At 66.0% G+C, this 22,865-nt stretch carries 17 protein-coding genes; 16 read left to right on the top strand and 1 reads right to left on the bottom strand.

The annotated features are described in order from the left end of the window. Positions 1-177 precede the first annotated feature (177 nt). The 14 genes from ccoN to IOC69_RS08075 all read left to right on the top strand — a co-directional run bounded on the left by ccoN (position 178) and on the right by IOC69_RS08075 (position 19,560). Entirely contained in the window at positions 178-1,755 is a 1,578-nt protein-coding gene (gene ccoN / locus IOC69_RS08140) for a cytochrome-c oxidase, cbb3-type subunit I (RefSeq protein WP_290543063.1), read from the top strand. 18 nt (positions 1,756-1,773) lie between these two features. Beyond that, positions 1,774-2,499 (top strand): cytochrome-c oxidase, cbb3-type subunit II, encoded by a 726-nt coding sequence (ccoO, locus tag IOC69_RS08135; RefSeq protein WP_290543044.1) that lies wholly within the window; start codon positions 1,774-1,776, stop codon positions 2,497-2,499. 5 nt (positions 2,500-2,504) lie between these two features. Beyond that, on the top strand, positions 2,505-2,666 hold the full coding sequence (locus IOC69_RS08130; RefSeq protein ID WP_290543043.1) for a cbb3-type cytochrome c oxidase subunit 3: 162 nt from the start codon (positions 2,505-2,507) through the stop codon (positions 2,664-2,666). Between the two features lie 3 nt (positions 2,667-2,669). Further along, positions 2,670-3,557 (top strand): cytochrome-c oxidase, cbb3-type subunit III, encoded by an 888-nt coding sequence (gene ccoP / locus IOC69_RS08125; RefSeq protein ID WP_290543042.1) that lies wholly within the window; start codon positions 2,670-2,672, stop codon positions 3,555-3,557. Between the two features lie 123 nt (positions 3,558-3,680). Continuing rightward, a complete protein-coding gene (ccoG, locus tag IOC69_RS08120) occupies positions 3,681-5,207 on the top strand; it encodes a cytochrome c oxidase accessory protein CcoG (protein ID WP_290543041.1) in 1,527 nt (508 codons plus the stop codon). 4 nt (positions 5,208-5,211) lie between these two features. Continuing rightward, positions 5,212-5,697: a FixH family protein gene (locus IOC69_RS08115; protein ID WP_290543040.1), complete on the top strand. Its 486-nt coding sequence runs from the start codon at positions 5,212-5,214 to the stop codon at positions 5,695-5,697. Beyond that, positions 5,694-7,985 carry a heavy metal translocating P-type ATPase gene (locus IOC69_RS08110; protein WP_290543039.1) on the top strand — a complete coding sequence of 764 codons (2,292 nt, stop codon included), beginning with the start codon at positions 5,694-5,696 and terminating at the stop codon, positions 7,983-7,985. Before IOC69_RS08115 ends, IOC69_RS08110 begins: the two co-directional genes overlap by 4 nt. Beyond that, the gene (gene ccoS / locus IOC69_RS08105; protein WP_290543038.1) at positions 7,982-8,134 is read left to right on the top strand and encodes a cbb3-type cytochrome oxidase assembly protein CcoS; all 153 of its coding nucleotides are present in this window, start codon (positions 7,982-7,984) and stop codon (positions 8,132-8,134) included. The genes IOC69_RS08110 and ccoS overlap by 4 nt, the downstream gene beginning before the upstream one ends. A gap of 200 nt (positions 8,135-8,334) precedes the next feature. Next, positions 8,335-13,596 (top strand): alpha-2-macroglobulin, encoded by a 5,262-nt coding sequence (locus IOC69_RS08100; RefSeq protein WP_290543037.1) that lies wholly within the window; start codon positions 8,335-8,337, stop codon positions 13,594-13,596. A gap of 1 nt (position 13,597) precedes the next feature. Further along, entirely contained in the window at positions 13,598-15,691 is a 2,094-nt protein-coding gene (pbpC, locus tag IOC69_RS08095) for a penicillin-binding protein 1C (protein ID WP_290543036.1), read from the top strand. 15 nt (positions 15,692-15,706) lie between these two features. Next, the gene (locus IOC69_RS08090; protein ID WP_290543035.1) at positions 15,707-17,032 is read left to right on the top strand and encodes an AGE family epimerase/isomerase; all 1,326 of its coding nucleotides are present in this window, start codon (positions 15,707-15,709) and stop codon (positions 17,030-17,032) included. A 341-nt stretch (positions 17,033-17,373) separates the two neighbouring features. Beyond that, entirely contained in the window at positions 17,374-18,024 is a 651-nt protein-coding gene (locus tag IOC69_RS08085; protein ID WP_290543034.1) for a hypothetical protein, read from the top strand. Between the two features lie 419 nt (positions 18,025-18,443). Further along, complete coding sequence (locus IOC69_RS08080) at positions 18,444-18,746, top strand: hypothetical protein (protein WP_290543033.1); 303 nt, start codon at positions 18,444-18,446, stop codon at positions 18,744-18,746. A 52-nt stretch (positions 18,747-18,798) separates the two neighbouring features. Continuing rightward, positions 18,799-19,560 carry an FkbM family methyltransferase gene (locus tag IOC69_RS08075; protein ID WP_290543032.1) on the top strand — a complete coding sequence of 254 codons (762 nt, stop codon included), beginning with the start codon at positions 18,799-18,801 and terminating at the stop codon, positions 19,558-19,560. A gap of 23 nt (positions 19,561-19,583) precedes the next feature. Here IOC69_RS08075 and IOC69_RS08070 read toward each other — a convergent pair whose 3' ends face one another. Then, positions 19,584-20,150, bottom strand: a complete 567-nt coding sequence (locus tag IOC69_RS08070) for a DUF4202 domain-containing protein (RefSeq protein ID WP_290543031.1) — start codon at positions 20,148-20,150, stop codon at positions 19,584-19,586. Positions 20,151-20,231: 81 nt separating this feature from the next. Between IOC69_RS08070 and bchI the strand changes: the two genes are divergently transcribed. Beyond that, a complete protein-coding gene (gene bchI / locus IOC69_RS08065; RefSeq protein ID WP_290543030.1) occupies positions 20,232-21,245 on the top strand; it encodes a magnesium chelatase ATPase subunit I in 1,014 nt (337 codons plus the stop codon). After that, positions 21,242-22,864, top strand: coding sequence for a magnesium chelatase subunit D (locus IOC69_RS08060; protein ID WP_290543029.1), 1,623 nt, complete (start codon positions 21,242-21,244; stop codon positions 22,862-22,864). Before bchI ends, IOC69_RS08060 begins: the two co-directional genes overlap by 4 nt. Position 22,865 lies beyond the last annotated feature (1 nt).

Genomic DNA, 22,865 nt, shown 5'->3' with positions numbered 1-22,865 from the left:
TCAGGAGCAGATCTCTACGGAGACGTGGAAGCGGTCGGCGCCGATTGATCCAGGTCAATGCACCCGCCGCCCCCAAAACGCATTCGTGCTGGTGGATTATCTTCAAAAAGGGGGTCTCCGATGGGGGCTGGTACGATGACACACAAGGGGCAGCCCTCCGGGGGCGGCGCCATGGCGATGATGGCCCTGTGGGGCCTTCTCGCCCTGTTCGCCATCACCATGGGCGCCAAGGCGGCGGATACGCCCTTCGCGATCCACATGTTCATCTTCGCGCTGGCCGCCATCCTGGCCCTGATCTTCAAGGCCAGAAGCTTCGGCAAGCCGGCGCCGGACACCTCCGGCTACATGGACGAGGTGGTGCGTTACGGCGCCATCGCCACGGTGTTCTGGGGCGTGGTGGGCTTCCTCGTCGGCCTCGTCATCGCGCTGCAGCTGGCATACCCGGCCTGGAACCCCGATCTCGAATGGTTCAACTTCGGCAGGCTCCGCCCGCTCCACACCTCGGCCGTGGTCTTCGCCTTCGGCGGCAACGCGCTGCTCTGCACCTCCTTTTACGTGGTGCAGCGGACCAACCGCACGAGGCTGGCGCTGGGCAACCTCGCCTGGTTCGTGTTCTGGGGCTACCAGCTGTTCATCGTGCTGGCCGCGACGGGCTATCTGCTCGGCGTCACCGAGGGCCGCGAATACGCCGAACCCGAGTGGTACGTAGACCTCTGGCTCACGGTGGTCTGGGTCGCCTATTTCCTGGTGTTCTTCGGCACCCTGCTGCAGCGCAAGGAAAGCCACATCTATGTGGCCAACTGGTTCTACCTTGCCTTCATCGTGACGATCGCCATGCTGCACATCGTCAACAACCTGTCGATCCCGGTGTCGGTCTTCGGCTCGAAGAGCTATTCGCTGTTCTCCGGCGTCCAGGACGCGCTGACGCAGTGGTGGTACGGCCACAACGCGGTGGGCTTCTTCCTCACCGCCGGCTTTCTCGGCATGATGTATTATTTCATCCCCAAGCGCGCCAACCGGCCGGTCTATTCCTACCGGCTGTCGATCGTGCACTTCTGGTCGCTGATCTTCCTCTACATCTGGGCGGGTCCGCACCACCTGCACTACACCGCGCTGCCCGACTGGGCGCAGACCCTTGGCATGGTGTTCTCCATCATGCTGTGGATGCCCTCCTGGGGCGGCATGATCAACGGCCTGATGACGCTGTCGGGCGCCTGGGACAAGCTCCGCACCGACCCCGTGCTGCGCATGATGGTGATCTCGGTCGCCTTCTACGGCATGTCGACCTTCGAAGGCCCGATGATGTCGATCAAGTCGGTGAACTCGCTGTCGCACTACACCGACTGGACCATCGGCCACGTTCACTCCGGCGCGCTGGGCTGGGTGGGCATGATCTCGATGGCCTGCGTATACCACCTCATCCCGCGCCTCTATGGCCAGAAGGAAGTCTACTCGTTGCCCCTCGTCAGCTGGCATGTGTGGCTCGCCACGCTGGGCATCGTGGTCTACGCCGCGGCCATGTGGGTTGCGGGCATCATGCAGGGCCTGATTTGGCGCGAGTACGATGCCAACGGCTTTCTCGCCTATTCCTTCGTGGAAACGGTCGCGGCCATGCACCCCTACTACGTGATCCGCGCCTTCGGCGGCGCGCTGTTCCTCGCGGGCAGCCTGATCATGGTCTACAACCTCTATCGCACCATCAGGGGCGCCCAGCCCGTGAGCCAGCCCGTCGGCATGGTCTCGGCGGCGGCATAAGGAAAGGACACCGGTGCCATGAAGCATGAAGCGCTCGAAAAGAACGCCACGCTGCTGCTGATCTTCAGCTTGCTGGTGGTGACCGTCGGCGGTTTCGTCCAGATCGTTCCGCTGTTCTTTCTGCAGAACACCATCGAGAAGGTGGAGGGGATGCGCCCCTACTCGCCGCTCGAACTGGCGGGCCGCAACGTCTATATCCGCGAAGGCTGCTATGTGTGCCACAGCCAGATGATCCGCCCCTTCCGGGACGAGGTCGAACGCTATGGGCACTACTCGCTCGCCGCCGAGTCGCAGTTCGACCACCCCTTCCAGTGGGGATCGAAGCGCACGGGGCCTGACCTGGCGCGTGTCGGCGGCAAGTACTCGGACGAATGGCACAGGCAGCACCTGGTCAATCCGCGCAACGTCGTGCCCGAGTCGATCATGCCGGGCTTCCCCTTCCTCGCCTCGAAGACCATCGAGCCCAAGGGCTTCGGCGCCAATCTCTCGGCCATGAACCTGACCGTGAACAACGGCAACGGGGCCATGTACAGCCAGGAGGACATCGACAACGCCGAGGCCGATCTCGTGGCCCAGGCAACCGGCGAGAACACCGACGGCCTGATGCAGCGCTACCCCAGGGCGGTGGCCCGCAACTTCGACGGTGACGGCAAGGTGACGGAGATGGACGCGGTGATCGCCTATCTCCAGGTGCTTGGCACGCTCGTCGACTTCTCCACCTTCAAGGCTGACATGTCGAGGTAATGGCCATGGAACACTACTCCTTCCTGCGTCAATTGGCGGACAGCTGGGGCCTCCTCCTGATGTTCCTGTTCTTCGCTGGCGTGATCGCCTTCGTCTTCCGGCCCGGTTCGAAGTCCGAGTACGAGCGGCTGGCGAAAATCCCCCTGGAGAACGGTTCCGAGGACTGAGAAATGGCAATACAGACTGAAAAAGACGACGTTTCGGGAACCGCGACAACCGGCCACAGCTGGGACGGCATCAGGGAACTCAACACGCCGCTGCCCAGGTGGTGGCTCTACACCTTCTACGGCTGCGTGATCTGGGCCATCGGCTATACCATCCTCTATCCTGCCTGGCCGCTGCCGGGCGGCGCCACGCAGGGCATTCTCGGCTGGTCGTCGCGCGGCCAGTTCGCCCAGCAGATGCAGGCCGCCGCGGCCGCCCAGAAGGACACGGTCGACAGGATCGCCGCCATGAGCCTTCCCGACATCATGAAGGACCCCAAGCTCCTCGCCTATGCGCAGGCGGGCGGCGCCGCGGCCTTCAAGGTCAACTGCGTGCAGTGCCATGGCGCGGGTGCCGCGGGCGGCAAGGGCTACCCGAACCTCAACGACGACGACTGGCTGTGGGGCGGCTCGCCCGAGGCCATCTACACGACGCTGCGGCACGGCATCCGCTACACGGACGATCCCAACACCCGTGACTCGCAAATGCCCAGCTTCGGCATCGACGGCATTCTGACGCCAGAGCAGATCGACCAGGTCGCCAACCATGTCCTGGCGCTCTCGGGCGAAACGGCGGATGCGGGCAAGGCCGAAGCCGGCAAGCAGATTTTCGCGGAGAACTGCGCGGCCTGCCACGGCGAGGACGGCAAGGGCAACCGCGAGTTCGGCGCCCCCAACCTCACCGACAGGCTGTGGCTCTATGGCGGCGGCATCGACAACATCAAGGCCCAGATCGTGAAGCCCAGCATGGGCGTCATGCCCGGCTGGACCAAACGCCTCGATGACGCGACCATCAAGGAACTCGCGATCTACGTGCACTCGCTGGGCGGCGGCGAAGCGCCGGTAACCCAGTAACGGAAACTCCCGCGGGGCCGCGCGCCGTGACATCACGGCACGCGGCTTCCGGTCGCGATACGGATGGCGGATTTCGGTTCTGTTAGTATGTCCTAATGGAAAGCCCGGCTTCCGAGGGGAACGATGGTTCAGATTATCAATACGCTCGATGCTCCGCCGGAGGTCGGCAGGGAAAGCGCCGTTCCGGTCAACAAGGCGGAGAACCGCTCTCTTTATGCCTCGCGCGAGGCGATCCACCCCAGGGCGGCCCATGGCCGCTTCCGCCGCTTCAAATGGGCGATGGTGCTCATCCTGCTCGGCATCTACTACGTGGCGCCCTGGCTGCGCTGGACGAGGCCCGGCGATGCGCCGGACCAGGCCATCCTCATCGACATGGCGAACCGCCGCTTCTATTTCTTCTTCATCGAGATCTGGCCGCAGGAATTCTATTATGTTGCGGGCCTCCTCATCATGGCGGGCGTCGGGCTGTTCCTCGTCACCTCCCTTTTTGGTCGCGCCTGGTGCGGCTATGCCTGCCCGCAAACGGTGTGGACGGATCTCTTCATCTGGGTCGAGAGCAAGATCGAGGGCGACCGCAACGCCCGCATCAGGCTCGATGCAGCACCCTGGTCCGCCTCCAAACTCTCGAAGCGCGCGATCAAGATGCTCATCTGGCTGCTGATCGCCATCGCCACGGGCGGCTTCTGGGTGTTTTATTTTGCCGACGCCCCCACCCTCTTCCACGAACTGATCACCGGTCAGGCGCCCTCGGTGGCCTATTTCACCATCGCCATACTGACGGCCACCACCTTCACCTTCGCCGGCTTCATGCGCGAGCAGGTCTGCACCTACATGTGCCCCTGGCCGCGCATCCAGGGAGCCATGCTCGATGAGGAGTCCCTCATCGTCACCTACAATGCCTGGCGCGGCGAGCCGCGGCACTCCGGCCTCAAGAAGGCGGAAGCCCAGGGCCTGAAGGCCGGCGACTGCGTTGACTGCAACGCCTGTGTGGCCGTCTGCCCCATGGGCATCGACATCCGTGACGGCAACCAGCTTGAGTGCATCAACTGCGCGCTCTGCATCGATGCCTGCGATGCGGTGATGGACAAGATCGGCAAGCCGCGCGGCCTCATCAACTATACGACCGCCGGCCTCTATGCCGCCAACGTGGCCGGCAAGAACAGGCACTGGAACTGGCGCCACCTCATCCGCCCGCGCACCATCATCTATTTCACGGCCTGGGCGGGCGTCGGCCTCGCCATGTTGTTCACGCTGATCCACCGCACCCAGCTCGACGTGAATGTGGTGCCGGACCGCAACCCGCTCTTCGTCACCCTGTCGGACGGCGCGATCCGCAACGGCTATACCGTCAAGATCCTCAACAAGCGCCAGGAAGCCCGCACGTTCCGTCTGTCGGTTCACGATCTGCCCGGCGCCACGATGGAAATGGTGGGCGGCGCCGGCGCCAGGGGAACGAGCTTCGATATCCCCGTCGATGCCGACAGGCTCAAGGCGGTCAAGATCTATGTCTGGACCAGCGACCCGGCGGTCATCGCGAAGGAACACAGCACCTTCGCGTTCAAGATCGAGGAGCTGAAACCCAAGGGCGATGCTCCGCCCGAATCCAGAACCTATGACGCCATCTTCCACGGCCCCGAACGCGAGGAGTGAGATCATGTCCATGGCAAGCGTCGAACGCGAACTGAAGGGCCACCACGTGCTGGCGATGATCATCGCCTTCTTCGGCGTCATCTTCGGCGTCAATTTCCTGATGGCCTATCTGGCGGAATCCACCTGGTCGGGCCTCGTGGTCGAGAATGGCTATGTGGCCAGCCAGACCTTCAACAGCGACCTCGCGAGGGCCAGGGCCCAGGAGGCGCTGGGCTGGAAGGTCGATTTCACCCATGACCAGGACAGTGTGATGGTGAGCTTCACGGACGCCAGGGGCGCCAAGATCGACACCCTCAACCTCACCGGAAGGCTGCAGCGCACCGTCACCGACAAGGAAGACCAGGTGCTGACATTCGCCTGGCTCGGCTCAGGCCTCTACGCCGCGCCTGCCCGCCTCAAGCCCGGCCTGTGGGAGGTCGAGGTCGATGGCAAGGGCGAGGGCGTGGCCGACTATCGCAAAATCTTCCGCTTCGTGGTGAAGGCCGAATGACGCTTCCCTGCTGCACCCTCGACGGCGAATATTTTCAGCCCTTCAAGCTGGAGGGCGAGGATGCGGCGCGCTGGATTTCCTCCGCCGGCCCCGGCTTGAAGCGCATCGAGTTCCTTGTGCCGCAGGCCAACCGGCCGGACTCGATGCCGCATATCGAAACCGGCCTCGGCGCGCTTGCCGGCGTCAGGTCGGCGCGCGTCAACCTCACCGGCCGCCGGGTCGCCGTGGTCTATGAGGAAGGCGCGATCGGGCCGCAGGCTTTGATCGACAGGCTGGGCATGCTGGGCTACATGGCCCGCCCCTTCGACCCGCGCGAGACGGGCCTGACGAAGGACGACAAGGAGAATGCGCGGCTGCTGCGCGCCCTTGCCGTCGCGGGCTTTGCCGCGGGCAATGTCATGCTGCTCTCGGTCTCGGTCTGGTCGGGGGCGGAAGGTGCGACGCGCGATCTCTTCCACTGGCTCTCGGCGATGATCGCGCTCCCCGCCGTCGCCTATGCCGGCCGGCCCTTCTTCTATTCGGCGGTCAACGCGCTGAGCCTCGGCCGCGTCAACATGGACGTGCCGATATCGCTTGGCGTGCTTCTCGCCTCCTTCATGAGCCTGTTCGAGACCGTCAACGGCGCCGAGCATGCCTATTTCGACGCCGCCGTCACGCTGCTCTTCTTCCTGCTCGCCGGACGCTACCTCGACCACCTGATGCGCGCCCGCGCCCGCTCGGCCATTGCCCAGCTCATCTCGCTCTCCGCCGAGGGCGCCTCCGTCATCGAGCCGGACGGCGCCCGCCGCTATGTGCCCGCCCGCGAGCTTAAGGCCGGCATGCTGGTGGCGGTGGCGGCGGGTGACAGGCTTCCCGCCGACGGCCTCATCCGCGAAGGCGACTCCGACTTGGACCGTTCCCTGCTGACGGGCGAGTCCGCCCCCGAGACGGTGAAGCCCGGCGCGAAGGTCCACGCGGGCGAAATGAACGTCACCGCGCCCATCACCGTGGAGATCACGGCAGCCGGCAACGACACATTCCTCAGCGAACTCGTGCGCCTCATGTCCTCCGCCGAGCAGGGCCAGTCGCGCTACATCCGCATCGCCGACAGGCTGGCGCGCTTTTATTCCCCCGCCGTGCACACGCTGGCCGCCGCCACGCTCATCGGCTGGCTGCTGCTGGGCCATGGCTGGCATGACTCGATCATGGCGGCCATCGCGGTGCTCATCATCACCTGCCCCTGCGCGCTGGGCCTCGCGGTTCCCGCCGTGCAGGTGGTGGCCAGCGGCCGGCTGTTCCGCTCCGGCGTGATGATCAAGGATGGCGCGGCGCTGGAAAAGCTCGCCGGCGTCGACACCGTCATCTTCGACAAGACCGGCACGCTCACCAGGGGAGAGCCCGCTCTGGTCTCGCCGCTCATGGTCTCGACCGATACGCTCGCCCTGGCCGCCGGTCTCGCCCAGAACTCGAAGCACCCCCTCTCGCGCGCCCTCGTCCGCGAGGCGGCCAATCGCGGGCTCCATCCCGTCACCGTCTCCGGCATCGCCGAGCACCCCGGCCTTGGCCTTTCCGGCCACGACATGGGACAATCCCTCAAGCTCGGCAGCCGCGCCTGGTGCGGCATGGAGGAGACGGGCGAGGACGTGGGCCTGCTTGAATTTGCCTTCCGCCGCGGCGGCAATGCGCCCGTGCTGTTCCAGTTCGAGGACCGCCTGCGCCCCGATGCCGCAAAAACGGTCGCGGCGCTGCAAGACATGGGCCTCGCCGTACACCTCCTCTCGGGCGACCGGGAGGCCGCGGTGCGGCGCGTGGCTGAGGCCGTGGGCATTGCAACCGCCGTCTCCCGCGCCAGCCCCCAGGCCAAGCTCGCCTATGTCGATGCCCTCGGCAAGGCCGGCAAGAAAGTGCTGATGGTGGGCGACGGCATCAATGACGCGCCGGCGCTGGCTGCCGGCTACACCTCCATGGCGCCGTCGACCGCCTCCGACATCGGCCGCACCGCGGCTGAAACCGTGTGGATGGGCGAGTCGGCCGCCGCCGTCGCCAATGCCGTCAAGGTCGGCCGCCGCACCCAGCGCATCGCCAAGGAGAACTTCATCCTCGCGGTGGGCTACAATGTTTTGGCCGTGCCGCTGGCCATGGCGGGCCTCGTCTCGCCGCTGGTCGCGGCGGTTGCAATGTCCACCTCGTCCATCATCGTCATCGCCAACGCGCTCCGCGTGGGTCTGGGCAGGACAGCCGAACCGGGCTCTACCAGACCCGGCGCAGACACCGCGCCGGGCCGCAAGCCCCTGAGGGATGCCGCATGAATGTTCTGATCTATCTCATCCCCATCGCGCTCTTCATGGGCGGTGTCGGCCTTGCCGCTTTCATCTGGTCCTTGAAATCCGGCCAGTACGACGATCTCGAAGGCGCCGCCTGGCGCATCCTGCAGGACGACGATCAGCCGAAACCGTGAGGCCGGCCACTGTAATTCCGCCTCAAATCTCATGAAACTGTCACCCGCCTGATTGACAACAGGGCGGCGGCGGACGGACACTTCCTCCACGCTTCACACGATGCTTGCGGAGGACCCCGATGACGGCGCATGGCGATCTCACCGCTCATCCGGTTCCCGGATTTTCCCCGTCGACGGGCTTGACCTGGAGATCCTTTTCGGTGGCCTCCGCGAAGGATGCCCGGGTCAGGCCCGGGCAAGGTGTGTGGATTTGGTGGAGCAACCTCGCCCTCCTCGCCGCCAGCCTGCTCGCGCTCGTCCTCGCCGCCTCACCATCCGAGGCCGCCAAGCCCTTCCCGGTCGATCAGTTCAGCTGGTACCTCAGCGACTACGACCTGGACCTGGCCAAAATCGCCAAGGACCGGACGCGAACCAAGCCCGAAATCGAGGCGGACCTCGCTGCCGCGCGCGCCGTCAACAACGCCCGCCTCGCTGCCGCCGCCCTCGAACAGCTGCTCTCGAAACAGCCGGTCGATGGCGCGCTGTGGCTCGACCTCGCGCAGGAACTCTCGGTCGCCACGCCGGTGAATGAGTCCGACGGCTACACACTGCCCTCCAGGCTCATCGGCGCGGCGCTCAAGGCCTATACGCTGCTCTCTTCCCCGCAGCAGGATGCGCAGGCCCTCAACCTCGCCGCCCAGGGCTTCGCCAGGCGCGAAATGTGGCGCCCCGCACTCACCGCCTATAAGGAAAGCCTCAAGCTGCGGGAAGACCCGGAGATCCGCGCCGCCTTCGAGCAGATGCGCATCGACCGCGGCTTCCGCGTCGCCGACTACAAGGTCGATCTCGACACCGTGCCGCCGCGCGCCTGCTTCGAAATGTCGGAACCCGTGTCGCGCACGGTGACTGACTTCACCTCCTACTTCACGCAGGAGCCAGGCCCCGTCGCCGCCGTCACCGCGGAAGGAACAAGGCTGTGCGTCGAAGGCCTGAAACACGGTGAGCGCTATTCCATCACCGTGCGCCAGGGCCTGCCCGCCGCCGTCGACGACACGCTGGCCAGGGACGTAACCTTCGATTTCTACGTCCGTGACCGCCAGCCCTCGGTGCGCTTCACCGGCAATGCCTATGTGCTGCCGCGCACCGGCCAGAACGGCATTCCGCTGATCTCGGTCAACAGCGGGCAAGCGAAGCTCCAGCTCTATCGCATCGGTGACCGCAACATGATCGGCAGCGTGTTGGGCTATGACTTCCGCGGCCAGATCACCGGCTATTCCGCCTCTTCCATCGGCAGCGACAAGGGCACGCTGGTGTGGGAAGGCAGCCTCGAAACGCCCAGCCCCCAGAACCAGGACATCACCACGGCCATTCCGGTGGACGAGGCCATGGGCAAGCTCGTGCCCGGTCTTTATGTGATGACGGCCTCGCCCGCCGCCCTGAACCCCGATGACTACGACAACGTCGCCACCCAGTGGTTCGTCGTCTCCGATCTTGGCCTTGCCACCCTGACGGGCAAGGACGGGCTGCATGTGAGCCTCCGCTCCATCGCCACCGCCAACCCCATCGCCAACGCGAAGGTCCGCCTCATCGCCCGCAACAACGAGGTGCTTGGCGAGGCCTCCTCCGATGCGTCAGGCAATGTGCTGTTCGATCCGGGTCTGATGAAGGGCGAAGGCGGTCAGGCCCCGGCCCTCGTCGTCGCCCAGTCGGCGGACAATGACTATACCTTCCTCGATCTGCAGCAGCCGGCCTTCGACCTGACGGACCGCGGCGTCACCGGCCGCGCGCCGTCAGCCGCGGTCGATGCCTTCGTCTATGCCGAGCGCGGCGTCTACCGCCGCGGCGAGACGGTGCACGCGACCGTGCTGCTGAGGGATGACAAGGCCCAAGCCATCGCCAGCCTGCCCTTGACCTTCGTGGTCGAGCGCCCGGACGGCGTCGCCTTCCTCACCGACAGGCTCGACGACAAGGGCGCGGGCGGTTTCAGCAGAGACTTCGAGATCGCGCAGGGCGCGCAAGGCGGCACCTGGCGCATCAAGGCCTTTACCGATCCCGCGGGAGACGCGGTGGGCGAGACCTCCTTCCTCGTCGAGGACTATATCCCGGACCGCATCGCATTCGACCTCGTGTCGAAGACGCCCAGGGTCAGGGACACGCTGCGGATGACGGTCGACGGCCGCTATCTCTTCGGCGCGCCCGGAGCCGGACTCGACCTGGAGGCCAGCGTCAGCATCAGCGCGGATGCAACACCCTTCCCCGACTGGAAGGAGTACCGCTTCGGCCTGATGGACGAGCGGCCGGACCCGATCCAGGTCACCGCCGCTGACCTGCCCCAGACCGACATCAACGGCCATGCCGGCATCGACATCACGCTGCCCGACCTGCCCGTCACCGCCCAGCCGCTGAAGGCCGACGTCTCGGTGCGCATGCGCGAGCCCGGCGGCCGCGCCGTGGAGCGCACGGCAAGCCTGCCCATCGAGGCCTCCCAGCCACTGTTCGGCATCAAGCCGAATTTCGAGGATGGTGCGGCACCCGAGGGCCAGGCCGCATCCTTCTCGCTCATCGCGCTGGACCCCACTGGCAAGCTCCAGCCGGTGAAGGGCGCCACCTGGACGCTGAAACGCCTGGTGCGTGACTGGCAATGGTTCAACAGCAATGGCCCGTGGCAGTGGGAATCCATCACCCGCACTTCGAAGATCGCCAACGGCACGATGGACCTCATCGCCGGCAAGCCCACGGACTTCGCCCAGACCCTCTCCTGGGGCCAATACCGCCTTGAGATCGAAGCGCCGGGCATTACACCCGCCTCGATCGACTTCGCCTCGGGCTATTACTGGGGCGGCGCCGCCAAGGCCGACACGCCGGACACCCTCAAGGTCGCCCTCGACACGACGGACGTGAAGACGGGCGGCACCATCAACGTGAAGATCGAGGCCCGCTATGCCGGCAAGGCCACGGTGCAGATCGTCGGCGAGAAGCTGTTCGCCACGCAGGAAGTGGACGTTCCGGAAGGCGGCATCAGCCTGCCCTTCACCGTGGGCGAAGGCTGGGGCACGGGCGCCTATGTGCTGGCCAGCCTCTACAAGCCGATGGACATGAAGGCCAGGCGCATGCCGTCCCGCGCCATGGGCCTTGCCTGGTTCGGCATCGACCGCGCGGCGCGCACCCTCGATGTGGCGCTCGACACGCCGGAGCTGATGAAGCCGCGCACCAGGCTCACCGTGCCCGTCAGGATCGGCAATCTCGCCGCGGGCGAAGAGGCCTATATCACGGTGGCGGCGGTGGACGTCGGCATCCTCAACCTCACGCGTTATGACCCGCCGGCGCCGGAGAAGTTCTACCTTGACCAGAAGCAGCTCTCCGCCCAGCTGCGCGACATCTATGGCAGCCTGATCGACGGCATGCAGGGCGAGCGCGGCAGGCTGCGCTCCGGCGGTGACGGCGGGGCGGCCTTCAACGCGCCACCCCCGGCGCAGAAGCCGCTGGCGCTTTATTCCGGCATCGTGAAGGTGGGCGACGACGGCACGGCCTCGGTCGATTTCGACATACCGGCCTTCAACGGCGCCATCCGCGTCATGGCGGTGGCCTGGTCGAAGACCAAGGTGGGCCATGCATCGAAGGACGTGATCGCGCGTGATCCCGTCGTCGTCTCCGGCACGCTGCCGCGCTTTCTGGCGGTGGGAGACTCGTCACAACTGCGTTTCGACATCGTCAATGCCGAAGGCCCCGCAGGTGACTATACGTTCGGCGTCTCGATCGACGGCCCGGTGGCGCCGGAGCCCAACACCGCGATCCAGAAGCTGACGCTTGGCGCCGCGGGCTCGCGCGCCACGGTCATCGTTCCGGTGAAGGGCGCAAGCTTCGGCACCGCCAGCATCGTGGCGACGCTGAAGGGCCCGGGCGACATATTGCTCGACCAGGATTTCGCCCTCGGTGTCGAGCCGGCGAACCCCATGGTCACGCACCGCACCACCATGCCGCTGAAGGCCGAAGGCGGCTCGCTCACCATCGGCAAGGACCTGCTCAGCGGCGTGTTGCCCGGCACGGGTGCTGTGGCCCTCTCCATCAGCCCGCTGCCGCAGCTTGATGCCGCGGGCCTCGTCCGCGACCTCGACAAATATCCCTATGGCTGCTCCGAACAGACGGTCAGCCGCGCCCTGCCGCTGCTCTATCTGAGCGACTTGGGGGTGGACCCAAGAGAGCTCGACGCCGAAATCCCGGAGCGCATGCAGAAGGCCGTGGCGCGCCTCGTCAACCGCCAGTCAGCCTCGGGCGCCTTCGGCCTGTGGTCGGCCTATGGCGACGACTCAAGCCTCTGGCTCACCGCCTATGTAATGGACTTCCTGCTGCGTGCCCGCGAGAAGGGCTATGCCGCGCCGGAGGACGTGCTGGTGGCCGGCCTCGACTACCTCCGCAACGCGGTGGGCAATGCACCCGACATCGCCGACGGCGGCGGCGAGGATATGGCCTATGCGCTTTACGTCCTGGCGCGGGCCGGCCGCGCGCCCGTGGGCGATCTCAAATATCTCGCTGACACCAAGATCGGCCAGTTCGGCTCGCCGCTCGCGCGGGCGCAGGTGGCCGCCGCACTCTCGATCCTCGGCGACAAGCAACGCTCGGATGCCGCCTTCGCCTCGGCCGCCGAGGCGCTGGGTGACGAAGTGGATTCCTCCGACCGTGGCGCCTACCGCTCCGACTATGGCTCGGTGCTGCGCGATGCCTCGGCGATCCTCGCACTCGGCACCGACTCCAGGGCCAAGCCGGACGTTATCAGGACCGCCATGAGCGCGATCGAGGTGGAGCGTGCGCGCTCCAGCTATGCCTCCACCCAGGACATGGCCTGGATGGTGCTCGCCGCCCGCTCCGTGACCGAACAGGCGAAGTCGATCCGCCTCGACGTCGATGGCGCGCAGCACGAAGGCAGCTTCAACCGCGTCTACAGTCCCGCGGCGCTGGCGAAGGACGTGACGGTGAAGAACATGGGCCCCGGCCCCGTGAAGGCGGTGGTCGCCATCTCCGGCTCGCCCCTCGTGCCGGAGCCTGCGGCCAGCAACGGCCTGTTGATCGAGCGCAACTACTTCACGCCCGATGGCCAGCCGGTGGACCCCGCGACGGTGAAGCAGAACACCCGCCTTGTTGCTGTGCTCAGCGTGATGAAGCAGCAGGGCGACGCGGAGAACGGCAACTACCTGCTCGTCGACAAGCTGCCCGCCGGCTTCGAGATCGAGAACCCCACGCTGGTCTCCTCCGGCTCGACGGCGAGCTTCGCCTGGCTCTCGGACACGACCAACGCTTCCTACACCGAGTTCCGCGATGACCGCTTCGTGGCGAGCTTCACCAGTTCCACCGCCAAGCTCGCCTACATGGTGCGCGCCATCTCGCCCGGCGCCTATGTGCATCCGGGCGCCACGGTCGAGGATATGTACCGCCCCGAACTCAACGCCCGCACGGCCACCGGCAGCGTGACGGTGACGGCACCCTGACATGAAGACGCACCGCGGCAGATGGCCCCTGCGCCTCTATGCGGGGCTGCTCGTCACCATCCTTGCGGTGAATGTTTTCGGGTTCACCATCAGCGAAACCCTCCGCCGCCTTGGGCCCGAGCCGCTCGGCAAGGACATCGCCTATTCCACGCTCGTCACCGACAGGCACGGCAAGCTGCTCCGCCCCTTCATCACCGGGGACGGCTACTGGCGCCTGCCCGCCGCATCGGATGATATTGACCCGCGCTTCCTGGCGATGCTCATCGCCTATGAGGACAAGCGCTTCTACACGCATCGCGGCGTCGATCCGGCCGCCCTGCTCCGCGCCGCATGGCAGGCCGCGACGCATGGCCATGTCGTCTCCGGCGGCTCCACCCTCACCATGCAGGTGGCGCGCCTGCTCGAGCCGCGCCCGGCGCGCAGCATCGCCGACAAGCTCGCCGAAATGATCCGTGCACTGCAGATCGAGCGCCGCCTGTCGAAGCGGCAGATCCTCGACCTTTACCTCGCCCTCGCTCCCTATGGCGGCAATATCGAGGGCACGCGCGCCGCGTCGCTGGCCTATTTCGGCAAGGAGCCGCGGCGGCTCTCGACGGCCGAGAGCGCGCTGCTCGTGGCGCTGCCGCAGGCGCCCGAGACGCGCCGCCCCGACCGCTTTCCGAAACAGGCCGTCGCCGCGCGCAACCGGGTCATCGCGCTGCTCGATGCCGCGGGCATCGTCAATGCCGATCAGGCGCAGGCAGCCGAGGCGGAGGAAGCCCCGAAGGGCCGCCTCGCCTTCCCCATGCTGGCAGCACACGTGGCCGAACGCATCGCCAAGGCAGCGCCACCCGGCGCCGTTGCGCAAACCACCATCGCGCGCGACCTGCAGGCCTCGCTCGAAACGCTGGCGCGGGACCGCGCGCTCCTCATCGGCTCCGGTGTCGCCACCGCCATCCTCGTGGTCGACAACAAGACGGGCGAAGTGCGCGCCCATGTCGGCGGCACGGGCTATTTCGACACGCTGCGCGCGGGCCAGATGGACCTCGCCAATGCGCTGCGCTCGCCGGGCTCGACCTTGAAGCCCTTCATCTATGGCCTCGCCTTCGAGGACGGCCTCGTCCATCCCGAAACCCTCATCGACGACCGCGCCGTGCGCTACGGCGCCTATGCGCCGGAGAATTTCGACGACACGTTCCACGGCACCGTCACCGTGCGCACAGCGCTGCAGCAGTCGCTCAACGTGCCCGCCCTCCAGATCCTCAACGCCATCGGCGCCGACCGCCTCACGGCGCGTCTCGCCAATGCCGGCGTCAAACTTGTGCTGCCGCAGAACGCCGCCCCCGGCCTCGCCGTGGGCCTGGGCGGCGCGGGCGTGCGCCTCACCGATCTGGCCGCGCTCTACGTGGCGCTGGCCCGCGGCGGCGAGCCCGTGCAGCTCAGCTGGCAACTGTCGGAGACGCGCAACGCGAGGCCGCTGCGCCGGCTGTTCGAGCCCAATGCCACCTGGATGATCGGCGACGTGCTGAAGGGCGCTCCCACCCCGCAGAACGCCCTCGGCGGCCAGATCGCCTTCAAGACCGGCACCTCCTATGGCTACCGCGATGCCTGGGCCGTGGGCTATGACGGCGCCAACACCATCGCCGTCTGGGTCGGCCGCCCCGATGGCGCGGCGGCGCCCGGCGTCGTCGGCCGCATCGCCGCTGCCCCGATCCTGTTCGAGGCCTTCCAGCGCATCGGCGCAAACCGCGCGCCGCTCGGCCCCGCCCCTCCGGGCGCCGTCATCGCCCGCACCAACGAGCTTCCCGCCAATCTCCAGCGCTTCCGCCCCAATGCCCTGCCGGAGCTCGCCGCCGCCAGCCGCGATGCGCCGCCCGCCATCGCCTTCCCGCCCGACGGCGCGCGCATCGACCTCGAGGGCGATACCGCACCGGCCTTGAGCCTCAAGGTCTATGGCGGCACGCCGCCCTTCACCTGGCTTGCCGACGGCATTCCCATCGCGCAGGGCGAGTTCCGCCGCGATGCCTTCTGGGACCAGCCGCCCCATGGTTTTGCCCGCCTGTCGGTGATCGACGCCAGGGGCAAGACTGCCACGGCGCGCGTGCGCGTCGAATAAGTTGAAGGATTGCCGATGACCGACACCAACTGGATCACCCGCCCCTGGCACCGCGACTGGCTCAAGTCCAAGGCCAATGCGCTCTTCGACTTGTTCCAGCACACAGTGAACCCCCACGGCGGCTTTCATGATCTCGATGCGGCGGGCCGGCCCTTCGGCACGCTGCGCCAGATACATTCAACAGCCCGCATGGTTCACTGTTTCGCCATCGCCGCGAAGCTTGGCCGTCCGGGGGCGGAGCGGATCGTCGATCACGGCATGCGCTATCTCTGGAATGGCCACCGCGACCGCACGCATGGCGGCTATTGCTGGTCACTTGACGAGAAGGGCTACAAGGACGATTCGAAGCAGGCCTACGGCCATGCCTTCGTGCTGCTGGCCGCCGCTGACGCCACAATGATCGGCCACCCGCTTGGCAAGGAGATGCTGACCGACGTCACCGGCATTCTCAACGCGCGCTTCTGGGATGACCATTACGGCGCAGTGTCGGAGGAATATGCCCGCGATTGGGCGAAGATCTCCGATTACCGCGGCCAGAATTCCAACATGCATTTGACCGAAGCTCTGATGGCCGCCTTCGAGGCCACGCACGACGCTGCCCATCTCGACAAGGCCAAGCGCATCGCCCAGCTCATCATCGGCCGTCACGCCGTCTCGCTTGATCATGTGGTGGCCGAGCATTTCGACAAGCAATGGACGATCGACAAGGCCTATAAGGGCTCGGACATGTTCCGCCCCGCCGGCGTGACGCCCGGCCACTGGCTTGAATGGTCACGTCTCATGGCGCAGCTCTGGGTGCTCGACGGGCGGCGGGAGGCGTGGATGATCGATGCCGCCGGGAAACTGTTCCGCAGCGCCGTGGCGCGCGGCTGGGACGAAGGCAAGGGCGGCTTCCACTACACGCTCGACTTCGACAATAAGCCCGCAATCGCCCACAAAATCTGGTGGCCCGCCACCGAAGCGATCGGTGCTGCCGCTTTCCTCGACGCGCTCAAGCCCGATCCTTTTTATGAGCACTGGTACCGCAAGGTCTGGGATTTCTGCGCGCTGCATTTCATCGACCCCGCCAATGGCGGCTGGTTCCCCGAACTGGACGGCGACCTGAAACCCATCGACCGCTTCTTCACGGGAAAGCCAGACCTCTACCACGCGCTCCAGGCATGCCTCATCCCGCTCTTCCCGGCGACGGGCAGCCTGATGCATGCAATCAGCAGCGCCAAAAGCGGAATCATGCTTGTCGGAATCGAAAGGGATTCCGGACCTATTGGAACTTTGAGTCGGGCTGGCCACTGGGTGGAAACCGGTTTCGATGACCAAGCCATATCCGATGGCGCCGCGTGAGCGGGCAATGCGTTTTTTGGAGACAGGCGAGAGCCGGCACGCGATGGCAGCAAGGCCGGGTCTGAACCCGCCCTGGGTCATCTAATCGATGGCGCTTGATCGAAAGACGGGCAGCGTCAAGCTGGACAAGATCGGCGGGCATGTTCCTCTCAACATCAGAGGTCCCATCGGGAGTGGATGTTGCAGCAGATCGAAGCGGGCGGCGATCTGACCCTTGAGGGCCTTGCAGATAAGCTCGATGGGCCTTGGATCGGGAATGTCAGATTTCCCTTACGACACTTCGAGCTTGCGGAGGATGTTTCGATGTGCTATAAGAAAATCTAATTTACAAGGAGGCCAGAATGTTGCTCCGTCGCCTGACGGCATTAAGTGCTGCAACTTTGGTTTTGATGAGCAGTGTAAACGTGCTCGCTGCTCCCGCCAGGTCCTGGGATTTATCAAGGGACGTAATGTCGATCCCTGGGTATCCCAATGTCACTTCCTATTCGGGCAATACTGTCGGAACTTGGTCGTTCCACTATGGCGCTGTCAGTGCACCTTTGTCCTTAGGCACCTTTACGTCTGTGCCCAACACTTTTTACTGGGGGAGTGGGGGAGGTTCTAATACTCCCGGTGTTTTTGTTCCCGGTCAGTCTTCCACGTATTTCACTGCCAGCTTCACTAAGGGACTGGTGTCACTGCATCCCGGTCCCACTCAACCAGTAATCGTAAAGTGGGCGGGAAGTACGACCAGTGCAGTTCGCGTTCTAGCCCGTTTTTCTGATATAGACCCTACTGTCAGTGTAAACTGTGCCGATGGAGTGAAGTGGGTTGTCTACAAGAACACAACTGTTCTTGGAAATGGAGTTATTGCCAACGGGAATCATGGAGCTGTTTTCGATACAGCAGTGTCCGTCGTTCCAGCGGACAACCTCTACTTTGTTGTTGAACCTAATGTCAACTATAGTTGTGATAGTACTGCTCTAGATGTTTTGATTACCGCCACCCCTTAAGCGCAGCATCAACACTTTATGGGCATGGATTGATGGTGCACACGTCGGTCCTACTGTGCTGTGACGGATGTAAGCAGCATCTGGAAGCGATGTGATTGCCAATTTCATTGGCGTCTTCGCAATCGTCAAGCCCGACATCTACCACGCGCTGCAGGCCTGCCTCATCCCGCTGTTCCCGGCGACGGGCAGCCTGATGCGGGCGGTCATATAGAATCGAGATCGTTTTCCCTCCCCCTTGTGGGGAGGGAAATCCTAATGGAGTCAATTGACCGCCCGCCGCTATAGCAAGTTGCGCCGCGGTCCCGCCCGAATGCCCGTGCTCTGACGCGCAGACGTCATCTTCGTGTTGCGCACGATGCTCCTGCCCGCCCGGGCAGACGCGGCTTGCCTGGCGGGGCAAGAGCGCCCATACATGTCGAATGAAAAACAAAAATCCTGTCGTTCATGCGTGGAACTTCATTTTCGACCATGAGGTGAGCCCGCTCCGTAACATTCCCGACATCGCCGTGCGCCACTACGTGCTGCAAGGCCTGGGCCTGATGTGGGCGGTCAGTTTCTCGCTGGCCATCGGAAGCTACGCCTTTCTCGCGGCCAGCATCGTGGGCCACGCCCTTCTGATCGGTGCTGCGGCCATCACCGTTGCCGTGCTGTCGACGGCCGCGGCGAAGCCCCAGGTCTTTGCGCGCTTTTCCGGTCGCCGGCACGATGGCGAGCACGAGTGAACCGACCCCCGGCCGACATATCGGCGCGGACAGACCAGGAGAGAACGGCCACGTGGCAGAGTCTGACGATCGGAGTTTGCTGGAGCAGGCGCGGAATTTCGCCGAAATGGCCGGCTTCAGCGCCGGGAAGGCCGAGACACTGAAGCTCCGCCGCCACATGGGCTTCACGGTTGCACACCGGACGGCATCATCCGATGAAGCCGTGCTCTCGCACAGTTTCGAGAACGACATCTTCCTCAGCGGCGTTCCCGAGTATCAGCCGAAGAGCACCGACACGGTTCTCGACGTGGGCGCGCATCTCGGCGACTTCTCCCTGCTCCTGTCCCGCCGCGTGGCGCGGGTCTGCGCCATCGAGGCGCGGCGCGAGACCTTCGCATTGCTCAAGACGAACCTCTTCCTGAACGGCGCCGACAATGTGGTTGCCGACCACCTCGCCTTGGGCGACAGAAACGGCTACTGCCGCCTCTATCTCGCGACCGAGGGCGAAAGCTGGGGCGACTCCACGACCTTCGATTTCAGCGGATCGGCGGAGAGCGTGGCGTGCGCCACCCTCGCGCGCTATCTGTTCGAGCGCAACATCCCACGCGTGGACTTCGCCAAGCTCAATTGCGAGGGCGCGGAATTCCCGATCCTGATGTCTGCGGATGTCCCCACCTTGTCGCGATTCGAGAAGCTGCTCGTGCTCTATCACTGCGATCTGGTCAGCGGGGCGAGCGAGCGCATGCTGCACGAGAAGCTCGGGCAATGCGGATTCACGACATCCGTGCGGAACCGGACGGACAGCCGCGGCTGGATCGTCGCCGCCCGCGCCTGATCCGCTCGGGTTGCGGGAGGAAGCTACATTCGGACTTCGGTCAGCGCCTCGCCGAGAAGCCTGCGCAGCCGGTCACCCATCGGGACTGACCCCGCCGCCGCCAATCCCACCGCTGACATCTTCTTCGCCGTCTTCGCCAGAATGCCCCGCACCTTCTCGTCCGCGTGCTTCGCAATGAAGGGCTCCGCCTCGTGGCGAAGGAAGACAAGGCAGATCACGTCCTCCAGCGTCTGGGCATCGGCATCCTGCTTCAGCCGCTCCTTACGCAGCAGCGCGCCGGTGCGGGCGATCTCGTCTTCGGAATAGCCGCACTGCGCCATGATCCCGCCCGCCCGCCTTGCATGCATCTTCTGCAGGTCCTTGCGCCAGGTGAGATAGGCGACGCGCCCTTCGGGGTATGAGGTTCTCGGCACTGTCCAGCGCTCGATGTGCTGGGCCCGCGCGGCGATCTTCAATGGTACCGGCGCATCGGGCCGGAAGGCATCCAGCGTCTCGGTCATCCGCTGGCCATAAAGCGCGGCCTGGCCGGCCGGGTCCTGGGCGTTGGCGGCATCGATCAGGGCATAGGCAGCGGCGAGTCGGTCAATCATGGCCCGAGAGTGGCGGAGCCGCCCAAACCACGCAAGCACGCCGCATTTGCCAAGTGTAAATCGTGTGTTACACATTGCCCTATGTCGCTTCGCTATCCCTTTTCCGCCATTTCGGGCCAGGACGAGTTGCTGCAGGCCCTGCTGCTCACCGCCGTCGACCCGCTGATCGGTGGCCTCCTCGCCTTCGGCGACCGTGGCACTGGCAAATCGACTGCCGTGCGCGCGTTAGCCGCCCTGCTGCCGGAGATCCGCGCCAATCCTTGCGCCTATCACTGCGACCCGGACAGCCCTTCGGCCCAATGCGATGCCTGCCGCAAGGCGGACACCCACAAGCCGCGGAAGATGCCCATACCGGTGGTTGACCTGCCGCTCGGCGCCACCGAGGATCGCGTGCTGGGCTCGCTCAACCTCGAGCGCGCGCTGTCGCATGGCGAGAAGAGCTTCGAGCCGGGCCTGCTCGCCCAGGCCAACCGCGGTTATCTCTATATCGACGAGGTCAATCTGCTCGAGGACCACATTGTGGATCTGCTGCTCGATGTCGCCGCCTCGGGCGAGAACGTGGTGGAGCGCGAGGGCCTCTCGGTGCGCCACCCCGCCCGCATCGTGCTGGTGGGCAGCGGCAATCCGGAAGAAGGCGAACTCCGCCCGCAGCTCCTCGACCGCTTCGGCCTTTCCGTTGAGGTCAGGACACCCACCGAGGTTGCGGCCTGGGTCGAGATCGTCAAGCGCCGCGATGCCTTCGAGCGCGACCCGGAAGGCTTCACCGCGCAGTGGGCCCGGCAGGAAGACCAGACGCGCCGCCGCATCGTCAAGGCGCGGAAGGCGCTGAACGGCGTCGAGGTGCCCGACAGCGAGCTCGAACGCGCCGCCACGCTCTGCATCCACCTCAAGACGGACGGCTTGCGCGGCCAGCTCACGCTGATGCGCGCCGCCCGCGCTCTCGCCGCCTTTGAAGGGGCGAGGCGCGTCACCGGCGATCACCTGAAGCGCATGGCGGCACCCTCCTTGCGCCATCGCCTGCGCCGGAACCCGCTGGACGAGACCGGCTCCACCGCGCGCATCACCCGCGCGGTCACCGAAGTGTTCGGCGCGTGAGCGAGGCGGCGCTGGCCTGCGCGCTCCTCGCCCTCGACCCCGAGGGCCTGAAGGGCGCCGTGATCAGGGGCCAGGCCGACGCTTTTCTCGCGCATCTCCGCCAGCTCGCGCAGCGCAAGCTCCACCGCGTTCCCCCGCATATCGGCGTGGACCGCCTCACCGGCTCGCTCGACATCGCCGCCACGCTGAAGTCCGGCATGCCCGTGTTCGACACGGGCCTGCTCGTCGGCGGCGATGGCGTGCTGCTTCTCACCTCCGCCGAGCGCCTCTCGCCTGACAAGGCCGCCCTCATCGCCGCCGCCATGGACGGCGGGGCGGCCTTCACCGTCATCGCCCATGACGAGGGCATCGACGACGAGCGCGCGCCCCCGGTCCTCGTGGAGCGCGTCGCCTTCCTCCTCGAAGTGAAGACGTATGAACCGCTCGACATCGGAATCGCCTCGGCGCGCGCGCTGCTGGCCCATGTCAGCATTCCGGACCGCATCACCGAAGGCCTGTGCCAGACGGCGCTCGCCCTGGGCCTCGCCTCCATCCGCCCCGCCATCATGGCGCTGCGCGCCGCCCGCGCCATCGCCGCGCTCGATGGCCGCCGCGAGGTCGATGACGATGACGCAGGCCTTGCGGCCCGCCTCATCCTGGCGCCCCGCGCCGTCACCTTCCCGGCCCCTGCCGAAGAGGAGACCGACCAGCCTGCCCCGCAGGACGCGCCCGAACCGGGCGAGGACGACAGCGCGCCCACGCCGCGGGACCTGGCAGACCGCCTGCTCGATGCGGTCAAGGCCGCGCTGCCGCCGGGCCTGCTCGCGGCCCTGGAAAAAAACCTGCGCCAGCCGGGCAGCAAGGCCGGTGCCGGCGCTGTTTCGCAGAAAGCCGGATCGAAACGCGGCCGCCCCGTCGGCACGCGCCCGGGCGAACCGAAGAACGGCGCGCGCCTCGCCCTCATCGACACGCTGCGCGCCGCCGCCCCGTGGCAACCCATCCGCCGCCGTGCCAGCGCCATTCGAACGGGCGTCCTGGTCGAGACATCCGACTTCCGCATCCGCCGCTTCAAGGAGAAGCGCGAGACGACCGCAATCTTCGCCGTCGATGCCTCGGGCTCGGCAGCGCTCCACCGCATGGCGGAAGCCAAGGGCGCGGTCGAACTGCTGCTGGCCGATTGCTACGTGCGCCGCGACCGCGCGGCGCTGATCGCCTTCCGCGGCACGCAGGCGGAACTCCTCCTGCCGCCGACCCGCTCTCTCCAGCGCGCCCGGAAATCCCTCGCCGATCTTCCCGGCGGCGGCGGCACGCCGCTGGCGGCTGGGATCGAGCAGTCGCTGCTGGTGGCGAGCCAGGTGAGCCGCTCCGGCGGCGTTCCCCTCGTCGTCTTCCTCACCGACGGCAAGGCCAACATCGCGCGGGATGGAACCGCCGGCCGCGACCTGGCCATGCGCGATGCCGAGGCTGCGGCAAGGGCGCTCCGCCTTGCGGGGGTGCGCGCGCTGATGATCGACTTGTCCGGCACGCGGCCGGGCCCCGCCCGCAAACTGGCCGAGGCCATGGGGGCGGACTATCTTCCGCTGCCCCATGCCGATGCCGCGAGGATCTCGGCCTCCGTCAACGCCGCGATGAAGACCTGAC

The organism is Aestuariivirga sp. (assembly GCF_020252405.1).
GTDB lineage: Bacteria > Pseudomonadota > Alphaproteobacteria > Rhizobiales > Aestuariivirgaceae > Aestuariivirga.
This window is presented reverse-complemented; position numbering and strand designations above follow the sequence as displayed.

What these genes read in the sequence shown, in the direction of transcription:
- ccoN (WP_290543063.1), top strand. Translation starts at nt 178, where the DNA reads ATGATGGCCCTGTGGGGCCTTCTCGCCCTGTTCGCCATCACCATGGGC.
- ccoO (WP_290543044.1), top strand. Translation starts at nt 1,774, where the DNA reads ATGAAGCATGAAGCGCTCGAAAAGAACGCCACGCTGCTGCTGATCTTC.
- IOC69_RS08130 (WP_290543043.1), top strand. Translation starts at nt 2,505, where the DNA reads ATGGAACACTACTCCTTCCTGCGTCAATTGGCGGACAGCTGGGGCCTC.
- ccoP (WP_290543042.1), top strand. Translation starts at nt 2,670, where the DNA reads ATGGCAATACAGACTGAAAAAGACGACGTTTCGGGAACCGCGACAACC.
- ccoG (WP_290543041.1), top strand. Translation starts at nt 3,681, where the DNA reads ATGGTTCAGATTATCAATACGCTCGATGCTCCGCCGGAGGTCGGCAGG.
- IOC69_RS08115 (WP_290543040.1), top strand. Translation starts at nt 5,212, where the DNA reads ATGTCCATGGCAAGCGTCGAACGCGAACTGAAGGGCCACCACGTGCTG.
- IOC69_RS08110 (WP_290543039.1), top strand. Translation starts at nt 5,694, where the DNA reads ATGACGCTTCCCTGCTGCACCCTCGACGGCGAATATTTTCAGCCCTTC.
- ccoS (WP_290543038.1), top strand. Translation starts at nt 7,982, where the DNA reads ATGAATGTTCTGATCTATCTCATCCCCATCGCGCTCTTCATGGGCGGT.
- pbpC (WP_290543036.1), top strand. Translation starts at nt 13,598, where the DNA reads ATGAAGACGCACCGCGGCAGATGGCCCCTGCGCCTCTATGCGGGGCTG.
- IOC69_RS08090 (WP_290543035.1), top strand. Translation starts at nt 15,707, where the DNA reads ATGACCGACACCAACTGGATCACCCGCCCCTGGCACCGCGACTGGCTC.
- IOC69_RS08085 (WP_290543034.1), top strand. Translation starts at nt 17,374, where the DNA reads ATGTTGCTCCGTCGCCTGACGGCATTAAGTGCTGCAACTTTGGTTTTG.
- IOC69_RS08080 (WP_290543033.1), top strand. Translation starts at nt 18,444, where the DNA reads ATGAAAAACAAAAATCCTGTCGTTCATGCGTGGAACTTCATTTTCGAC.
- IOC69_RS08070 (WP_290543031.1), bottom strand. Translation starts at nt 20,150, where the DNA reads ATGATTGACCGACTCGCCGCTGCCTATGCCCTGATCGATGCCGCCAAC.
- bchI (WP_290543030.1), top strand. Translation starts at nt 20,232, where the DNA reads ATGTCGCTTCGCTATCCCTTTTCCGCCATTTCGGGCCAGGACGAGTTG.